Annotated in this window: 9 protein-coding genes, 1 pseudogene and 1 riboswitch; of the genes and pseudogenes, 7 read left to right on the top strand and 3 right to left on the bottom strand. The window is 51.2% G+C overall.

What is annotated here, in order from left to right; translation table 11 throughout:
- The first annotated feature begins 15 nt into the window (after positions 1–15).
- The 6 genes and pseudogenes from AC3DOM_RS13215 (at position 16) to AC3DOM_RS13190 (ending at position 4,635) form a co-directional block, all read left to right on the top strand.
- Positions 16–996: an SDR family oxidoreductase gene (locus tag AC3DOM_RS13215; protein WP_487919519.1), complete on the top strand. Its 981-nt coding sequence runs from the start codon at positions 16–18 to the stop codon at positions 994–996.
- Positions 997–1,077: 81 nt separating this feature from the next.
- Positions 1,078–1,212 (top strand): hypothetical protein, encoded by a 135-nt coding sequence (locus tag AC3DOM_RS13210; protein WP_487919518.1) that lies wholly within the window; start codon positions 1,078–1,080, stop codon positions 1,210–1,212.
- Between the two features lie 169 nt (positions 1,213–1,381).
- Positions 1,382–1,561: pseudogene (locus AC3DOM_RS13205) on the top strand (4Fe-4S binding protein); the annotation flags it as partial.
- 30 nt (positions 1,562–1,591) lie between these two features.
- Positions 1,592–1,739, top strand: a riboswitch (FMN riboswitch).
- A 173-nt stretch (positions 1,740–1,912) separates the two neighbouring features.
- On the top strand, positions 1,913–2,722 hold the full coding sequence (locus AC3DOM_RS13200) for an ABC transporter permease (RefSeq protein ID WP_487919517.1): 810 nt from the start codon (positions 1,913–1,915) through the stop codon (positions 2,720–2,722).
- Between the two features lie 89 nt (positions 2,723–2,811).
- Positions 2,812–3,795 (top strand): ABC transporter substrate-binding protein, encoded by a 984-nt coding sequence (locus AC3DOM_RS13195; protein WP_487919516.1) that lies wholly within the window; start codon positions 2,812–2,814, stop codon positions 3,793–3,795.
- Positions 3,796–3,891: 96 nt separating this feature from the next.
- Complete coding sequence (locus tag AC3DOM_RS13190) at positions 3,892–4,635, top strand: ABC transporter ATP-binding protein (RefSeq protein WP_487919515.1); 744 nt, start codon at positions 3,892–3,894, stop codon at positions 4,633–4,635.
- Between the two features lie 128 nt (positions 4,636–4,763).
- Here AC3DOM_RS13190 and AC3DOM_RS13185 read toward each other — a convergent pair whose 3' ends face one another.
- The 3 genes from AC3DOM_RS13185 to AC3DOM_RS13175 form a co-directional block, all read right to left on the bottom strand.
- On the bottom strand, positions 4,764–6,026 hold the full coding sequence (locus AC3DOM_RS13185; protein ID WP_487919514.1) for an MFS transporter: 1,263 nt from the start codon (positions 6,024–6,026) through the stop codon (positions 4,764–4,766).
- Positions 6,027–6,131: 105 nt separating this feature from the next.
- Entirely contained in the window at positions 6,132–6,641 is a 510-nt protein-coding gene (tnpA, locus tag AC3DOM_RS13180) for an IS200/IS605 family transposase (RefSeq protein WP_487919513.1), read from the bottom strand.
- Positions 6,642–6,810: 169 nt separating this feature from the next.
- Positions 6,811–7,644, bottom strand: coding sequence for a TlyA family RNA methyltransferase (locus AC3DOM_RS13175; protein WP_487919512.1), 834 nt, complete (start codon positions 7,642–7,644; stop codon positions 6,811–6,813).
- 105 nt (positions 7,645–7,749) lie between these two features.
- On the opposite strand from AC3DOM_RS13175, the gene AC3DOM_RS13170 reads away from it, so the two are divergent.
- Positions 7,750–8,070 (top strand): ArsR/SmtB family transcription factor, encoded by a 321-nt coding sequence (locus tag AC3DOM_RS13170; RefSeq protein WP_487919511.1) that lies wholly within the window; start codon positions 7,750–7,752, stop codon positions 8,068–8,070.
- The last annotated feature ends 122 nt before the right edge of the window (positions 8,071–8,192 follow it).

The raw sequence follows: 8,192 nt of genomic DNA, 5'->3' as shown, positions 1-8,192 counted from the left end.
AAAAGGTGGTGCAGGATGATAAAAGTTTTATTCATTGGCGGTACAGGGATCATCAGCTCAGCTTGTTCGCGTTTGGCTGTCGAACGCGGCATGACCCTGTATCATCTCAATCGCGGACAAACCAGCCGCCCCATTCCCAAGGAAGTGATCCAACTCAAAGGAGATGTGCGTGACCGCGCTTCCTATGAAGCGGCTCTCGGAGAGCATGACTTCGATGTTGTCGTACAGTGGGTTGCATTCACTCCCGAGCATATCGAACAGGATATCGAAGTACTGCGTGGCCGCACGGGGCAGTATATTTTCATCAGTTCGGCATCGGCGTACCAGACTCCGCCGGCCAGCTTGCCTGTCACCGAGTCCACGATTCTGGATAATCCGATCTGGGAATACTCACAGAACAAGATCGCCTGCGAAGAGATGTTGATCGAGGCCTATCGACAAGAGAAATTCCCAATCACCATTGTGCGCCCCTCACATACCTATGACCCAACACTTTTCCCCACGCACGGCGGCTACACGGTCCTGCATCGTATGCTGGAAGGAAAGCCGCTCGTCGTGCATGGCGATGGTACTTCCCTGTGGACATTGACCCATCACGAAGATTTTGCCGTTGGCATGGTTGGGTTGTTTGCTGATCCGCGCGCCATTGGAGATACCTTTCATATCACATCCGACGAATGGCTCTCCTGGAATCAGATCTACAACTATATTGCCCGAGCCGCTGGTGTTGAGGCAAAGCTGGTGCATGTCCCTTCCGAGGTGATCGCCCGTTACGACTCTGAATGGGGTGACGGCTTACTGGGCGATAAAACCCACTCGATGATCTTCGATAATGCCAAGATCAGACGTCTGGTGCCAGAATTCAACCCAAAGATCAGCTTTGCTGAAGGTGCGCGCCAGATCGTCGCATGGTATCAGGCTGATCCTGTCCGTCAGGTGGTGGATGCGGAATTTGATGCGTTAAATGACCGTATCATCAAAGACTACCAGTTGTAAAATCCATCCAGAGAATCCTGAAAGCAACATCGCTCTCTTCGTCGGTCCAATTGAGATTTTCATATCATTCGCCTTGAAAATATGCTCTCCGGCCCCTTTACGAAAAAAGCCCCCGCCGCGGTAGTTGATAAAGAGCGCGAAAAGCTGATGGGTTACAAGGAAACCGCTGATCTGGCGGAGGCTTATATCCGTGAGGTCGATTCAAATCTAAAATAAGAATTTCAATGCGCACCTTTTAAAAGTGAATTCATCCAGAAATTCGACTTTATATATTAAAGGCTTTCATAACAAAGTCATATAAACATAAGACATTCGTCAATTGACTTTGCCAGAGAGATAGTTTAATTTTAGGGTAGATTAAATTCTAAGGAGAATAAAAAAAATCATGACAATGACGATCACTGACGAATGCATATCCTGCGGTGCCTGTGAGCCCGAATGCCCCACCGAATCAATTAGTGAAGATGATCTTTACGTGATTAACCCCGATACATGTGTTGATTGCAAAGGTCATTTCGATGAACCGCAGTGCGTAGCAGTATGCCCTGTTGACTGCATTGAACTTGTATAACTGATATAATAAAGACAATTAAATAAAAACCTTCGGGGCAGGGTGACATTTGCCAATCAAGCAAATGAATTCCCGATCGGTGGTATAGCCCACGAGCGCTGAGCATAGTCGAAGCGCATGATCCGGTGTGACTCCGGGGCCGACGGTATAGTCCGGATAGCAGAAGGTGTTCAGATAGTGTTGACGCACGTCAGTACTGGCTGCTTGCGACCCCGAAAACGATCTGTTTTCGGGGTTATTTTTTATAAAGGACGCAGTCATCGGATCCACGCGTTGCCGCCTGCTCTCACGCCCCGCAAGTAATTTTCTGCGGAGCGTTTTTTGTTCTGCGAAGAACGAGAGTTTATGAATATCAACCCTGCTCGCAAATTGAAAACACCAACCCCCCTTGCGCCGCGATTAGGTGCACATTGGCCTGCGCTGCTTTCGCTGCTTCTTGGATTAACAGGTTGGCAACTTGCCGTACGCTTCACCGATTTGCCAGCCTTTATCCTGCCCTCCCCTGCAGATGTGGGGATGCGCTTCTCACGCGCCCTCCTGGATGGAAGCCTGCTCCGGCACACTGGCGTGACTCTCTCCGAGGTGTTACTCGGCCTTCTCATGGGAACAGCCACCGCAACCGTGCTGGGATATTTGCTGGCTAAATCGCGTCTTTTTGAGCGGATCGTGGCCCCATATCTGGTTGCCAGTCAGGCTGTACCCGTTGTGGCGATCGCGCCATTATTGGTGATCTGGTTTGGGCCGGGCATATTCTCGAAAATACTGATTTGCGCACTGATTGTCTTTTTCCCGGTTTTGGTGAATACCGTCGTCGGGGTGAGGGCTGTCCCATCCGTGCTGCACGACCTGATGCGTTCGCTGCGCGCTTCACGCTGGCAGGTGCTGCGGCATCTCGAAATTCCGGCAGCCTTGCCTGTATTTTTAGGCGGACTGCGCATAGGCGCTGCACTTTCCGTGATCGGAGCCGTAGTTGGGGAATTCGTCGGAGCCGATCGAGGCTTGGGATTCCTGATCAACGTCGGGCGCGGACAGTACGATACTGCGCTGGTTTTCGTCGCCATTTTTGCACTGATCCTGCTCGCACTGACCCTCTACGGCATCGTCGCCTGGCTGGAAAGTTATCTGCTCAAATGGCAGGCCTGGCGGAATCAATAAACTTGCTCTCGTCGCCGTCCCCGGCGGCGAGGACGCCGCCCAGAGCATTGCACAAACAGGAAATCTATTAATTTCAGGAGATTTACCAGATGTTCAAAAAACCACGACTTCTTTTCATCCTCATTCTGCTCAGCTTGATCGTTTCGGCTTGTGGGGCCACTGCTACACCCAAGCCCGCCGAATTGACCCAAATTCGCCTGCCAATGGGTTTCATCCCCAACATCCAGTACGCACCCTACTATGTGGCTGTGGATAAAGGGTATTTCGCGGAGGCAGGCCTTGAGATCGAGTTTGATTACAGCTTTGAAACGGACGGAGTCGCCCTTGTCGGCGCCGGGCAACTTCCCTTTTCGGTCGTCTCCGGAGAACAAGTCCCGATGGCGCGGGCGCAGGGATTACCCGTCGTCTATGTCGCCGCCTGGTATAGGGATTATCCCGTTTCTGTCGTCTCCAAAGTGGAGCAGGGCATTATTACTCCCGCTGATCTGGCTGGCAAAAAGATCGGTCTTCCCGGTCTCTTTGGTGCCAATTATGTCGGTTTTATCGCCCTGCTGCATGCCAACGGATTGAGCGAAAGCGACCTTACGCTGGATGCGATCGGTTTCAACCAGGTCGAGGCTTTGGCAACTGATCAGGAGGAGGCCATCGTTGGCTATACGGCGAACGAGCCAATCCAGCTGGCGGCACAGGGCTACGAGGTCAATGAGATCCGCGTAGCCGATCATGTCAAGTTGGCATCCAATGGCCTGCTGACCAATGAGAAAACAATTGCCGAAGACCCCGAATTGATCCGCAAAATGATCGCGGCTTTTCTGCGCGGCCTGGAGTATGCCGCCGACCATCCGGATGAAGCTTATCAGATCAGCAAAAAATATGTCGAAAATTTGGGTGAGGCAGATGAAGCCACCCAAAAGCAGGTTTTGGCAACATCCATTGAATTCTGGCAGATAGAGCAGCCCGGTTACTCCGATCCGCAAGCCTGGGAAAATATGAATAACGTTCTTTTTGAGATGGGATTTATTCCAGAGTTGATCGATATCGATGCAGCCTATACGAACGAATTTTTACCCTAATATTCACCCTCACCCCCAACCCCTCTCCCGCTTGCGGGAGAGGGGAGTCCGAGCAGATTAAGGACGGGGTGAGGGCTATCACCTATACAAAAAATAATGAAAAATCCCCCCATCCTGACCGTCCAGCAAATGGACATGACCTTCCCCGACAGCAACGGTGGCCTGCATGCGGTTGAAAACATCTCTTTCGAGGTTTGCCCGCAGGAATTCGTCTGCGTGATCGGGCCCTCCGGATGCGGCAAAAGCACACTGCTCCGCGTTCTGGGAGGCCTGCTCACCCCCACAAATGGAAAGGTCGTCTTTGCAGGGGGAGAGCCACGGATCGGGATGGTTTTTCAACAATCCAATCTGATGCCCTGGCGCAATGTTTTGGAAAATATCCTCCTGCCGCTGGAGCTGGAGGGGATGGATACAAATGAAGCCCGCGCCAAAGCACAGGATTTGATCGATCTCGTTGGGCTGAGCGGATTCGAGGGGAACTGGCCGCGCGATCTTTCAGGGGGGATGGCGCACCGCGTCGCTCTTGCCCGGAGTTTGGTCCACGACCCGGATATCCTCCTCCTGGATGAGCCTTTCGCCTCCCTCGACGCCCTGACCCGCGAGCGAATGGGGACAGAGTTACTGCGCATCTGGCAGGCGCGTCAGAAGACCGTCATCATGGTGACGCATTCGATCAGCGAGGCAATTTTCCTCTCTGACCGGGTGATCGTGCTTTCTCAGCGCCCCGGCAGCATCAAACTGGATCTGGAGGTTGACCTGCCCCGTCCACGCACGGAGGAGATGCTGTATACCTCCCAATTTGGGAAGATGGCAAGACAATTGAAGGAAGCGATAGAGTAAGAGAAAATCAAATAAAGCATGCTGTAGTAGCGACTTTTGTCGCTTTTTGGAGATGGATAACGGCTAAAGCCGTTACTACTTTTATTAGATGTCTACTTCCAAAGCGTGTGTTTGAAATACTCGCTTTTTTATTTTGTCTCATCCACCCTGACAAAAAGATGCAATCCCAAGACTCCTGCGCCGAGGGCAGTTAACGCGATGCCGACGCCGAAATTGTCGGCGAGCAGGCCCAGCAGCGGGGCAAAGATAGCCGTCAGAATTGTGGTGAACTGCGCCTCGACGGAGAGTCCCGAGGCCATAATTCTGCTATCGATCTGGTCGCTGATATAGGCGACATCCATTGGGCGGCGCAAAGAGCGCAGCGCGTAAAAGGCCAAAAAGGCAAGAATGGATAAGAAGATCATATTTGCCCAGGTCGCAAAGCCAGCCAGAAAGAGCAGTCCTGCGCCAAGCAAAAAGGTGGTGTTAATGGCGCGTCCCAAACTGGTGAAACGCTGGCTGAATTTTGCGGCGCTGCGTGAGGCGTAGCTGGTGAAGAGATAGATCACAAAATAGACGATGCCGATCAGCACCGCGCCACGCTGCACGTCACTGAGCCCCCCCTGGTTTCCCCCCATAAACAGGGGGAAGAATACGAATGAGAGGGCAAAACCCTCCAGGATCGGTTGCAGATAATCCTTGGTCGCTTTGAAGGAGCCCCCATTGACCGAACTGTTGAGAAGGCCACGTAAAGCAGGCCGATTGGCAAAGATCCCGCCAAAGTCGCGGAGAGTCTTTTTGGTCTGGTTCCAGATCTCGTTAAATGGGACACGCTCCAGATCGCCATCCAATGCTTTGGGGTACGAGAGCAAGTTGAATAAATCCAAAGTATAGGGAATCATGGATGCCAAGAACATGATCCTATAGCTGCCCGTGTAAAAGACCAGGGACGCCGCGATGAGGGCGTTGGTCGCTGAGCCAAGCTGCGAAAAGGAGCGCGTGCGCCCGTAATAGGCGACTTTGAGACCTTCCCGTCCGGTGATCTTGAGATGCTCCAGGATCAGGGCTTTGTGCGTACCCGAGCGGAAGGCCTCCCCAAAGGCAAAGAGGATCATCGCCAGCGCGTAGAGCGAAAAACTGGCAAAAAGATAGAAAATGACGAAAGAGATCAGATAGGAGGCGAAGGCCATCACCATCGCCTTGCGACGCCCGAAAGCATCCGCAAAGACGCCGGTCGGGATCTCGAGGATATTCGTCGCCACATCGCGGATGGAGTAGAGCAGCCCGATCTGTAAAAAGCTCAGCCCGGCCTCGCGGAAGATCAGGATGATGAAGGGGTCGAAGAAGCGCAGATTCTTGAGAAAACCGTAGGCGGCGAAGCGGGGGAACATGCGGTCGGATTTTAGGTTCATGGGATGGTCGGGTTGCCTTAGAACCAGCCAGAAAATGAATTTTCGGCTGAGATAATAAGTCCGTTTAAACGGACTTCCTGTCTAAGTAGAGATTTCAATCTCTCATTAGAAAGGAAAGGGATCAACATGTACCTGATAATCGGCTTGGTTATCTTTGACACCTTTTCTTTTCCCTGAAATTCCAAAATCGGTAGGTCCTTCGTCTATTTCATCATACCTTTCCAACCATGCATTTGTGTTTTCTTCTGCGTGATGTTTTTTCTGGTTTTCCACATAAGCAATGGCAATTGGGCGTTGTTTTTCCCCGACGCTCAAAGAACCGTAGCCGCGTTGCCAGGCAAAACGCTCCCCTTCGGGTTTTATGACATGATTGACAAAAAAACTGCTTGCACCTTTGAGTTTTTTGACCCCCTCAGCAACAGCAAGTTTTGGAGGGATAGCCCCTACAAGATGAGTATGCTCGTACCAGCCGTTAATCGCGTAAATGATGATGCCTATCTCATCGCTTTTGCTGACGATATAGGCATATAAGTCTTTTTCCAACTCTGCGGTGATGAGATGCTCGCGGTTTTTCGTCGCCCAAACCATATGATAATAATTGCGCCAGAATGTCATTTGTAAAAATCTCCTTTTTACCTACCCGTGAAAAGAGAATACCAGATGCGATTATAAACAAGAATTTTTCCATTATTCGCAGAAATAAATTTTCGGCTGAGATAATAAGTCCGTTTACGCTAAAGCGTACTACGCGAAACGGACTTTCTATCAAGTCCTAGCGTTGAGATCATTCACCGCTCACTGCCCTTCTGATTAAATTTTCCTGATCCACTGATTCCTGAGCAGATAATTTGTCAAGGCCCAGCCAGACCAAAAACTCGACGTTTCCCTTTGGTCCCTGGATCGGCGAGCGGAGCAGTCCGAGCAGGGAGAAACCTTTTGATGTCGCGAAATCAAGGATTTCGTGCAACACTCTTTTGTGGATTTCTGTGTCACGGATAACGCCCTTGCCCTGAGAAACTTCTTTGCGGGTGGCTTCGAATTGGGGTTTGATCAGGGCGATAATACCCCCCTCCAGCTCCCCCCGTGAAACGGGGGGAGAGACAGTGGGGGGCGGTGGTAGAAACCACCCCATTACCACAGGCAATAAAACTTTCAACGAAATAAAGGAGGCATCGATCACGACCAGATCGACAGGTTCAGCCAGTTTTTCGACATGACGGGCGTTGGTCTTTTCCATCACAACCACGCGGGGATCGTTGCGCAACTTCCAATCGAGGATGCCGTGACCCACGTCGATGGCGAAGACTTTGGCGGCCCCGTTTTGAAGCAGGCAATCGGTGAATCCACCGGTGGATGCGCCAGCGTCCGCGCAAACGAGACCCTGCACGTCGACGGAAAATGCATCCAAAGCGGCGGCAAGTTTCTCTCCCCCGCGCGAGACGAAGCGCGGGCCTTGATCGACCGTCAAGTCTGCGTCATCCTGAACGATCTGAGAAGGCGTGACTGCGAGCTGTCCGTCCACGCGCACTTTCCCCGCGATCACAAGGCGCTGGGCGAGGTCATTCGATTCGGCGAGATCATGTTCAACGAGGAGCTGATCAAGACGTTTTTTTGGCATGACAATATTGTACGTCAGAATAAAGCCGAATGCCTCTTGACATTCTTTATAACTTCCCGTACAATCATCGCAAAAATACGATAAAAGAACTGAGGAGAGAAAATGATGAGCACAAATACTATTCCTGAAGCCTGCTGCACATTGGATATTAACGGAGAAAAACAAGAAAAGCTGGTCGCAATGTTCAAGGCCCTGGGCAACCCGACCCGTTTTGAGATCATGAAATTCCTGGTCACGCACCCGGGATGCATTACCGGCGATGTCGTTAACTTTTTGCCAATTGCCCAGGCAACGGTCTCCCAACACCTGAAGGTCCTTCGGGATGTCGGCTTCATTGAAGGGACGATTGAGGGCGCTGCGACAAGCTACTGCCTGCACGAAGAGAATATCACCTGGTTTCGATCTAAAGTTGGGGATATATTTTAGGAGAAATTTTTTTACTACTACGCATTGTAAAATTACGATAAAGGGAGAGGTTTATGTTTGACCAAATTATGGCAATCCTGGATTATGTAGTTGAGAGTTTTATTCACATCTGGCCCTATTTG

The sequence above is a fragment of the Candidatus Desulfolinea nitratireducens genome (assembly GCF_982879505.1).
This window is presented reverse-complemented; position numbering and strand designations above follow the sequence as displayed.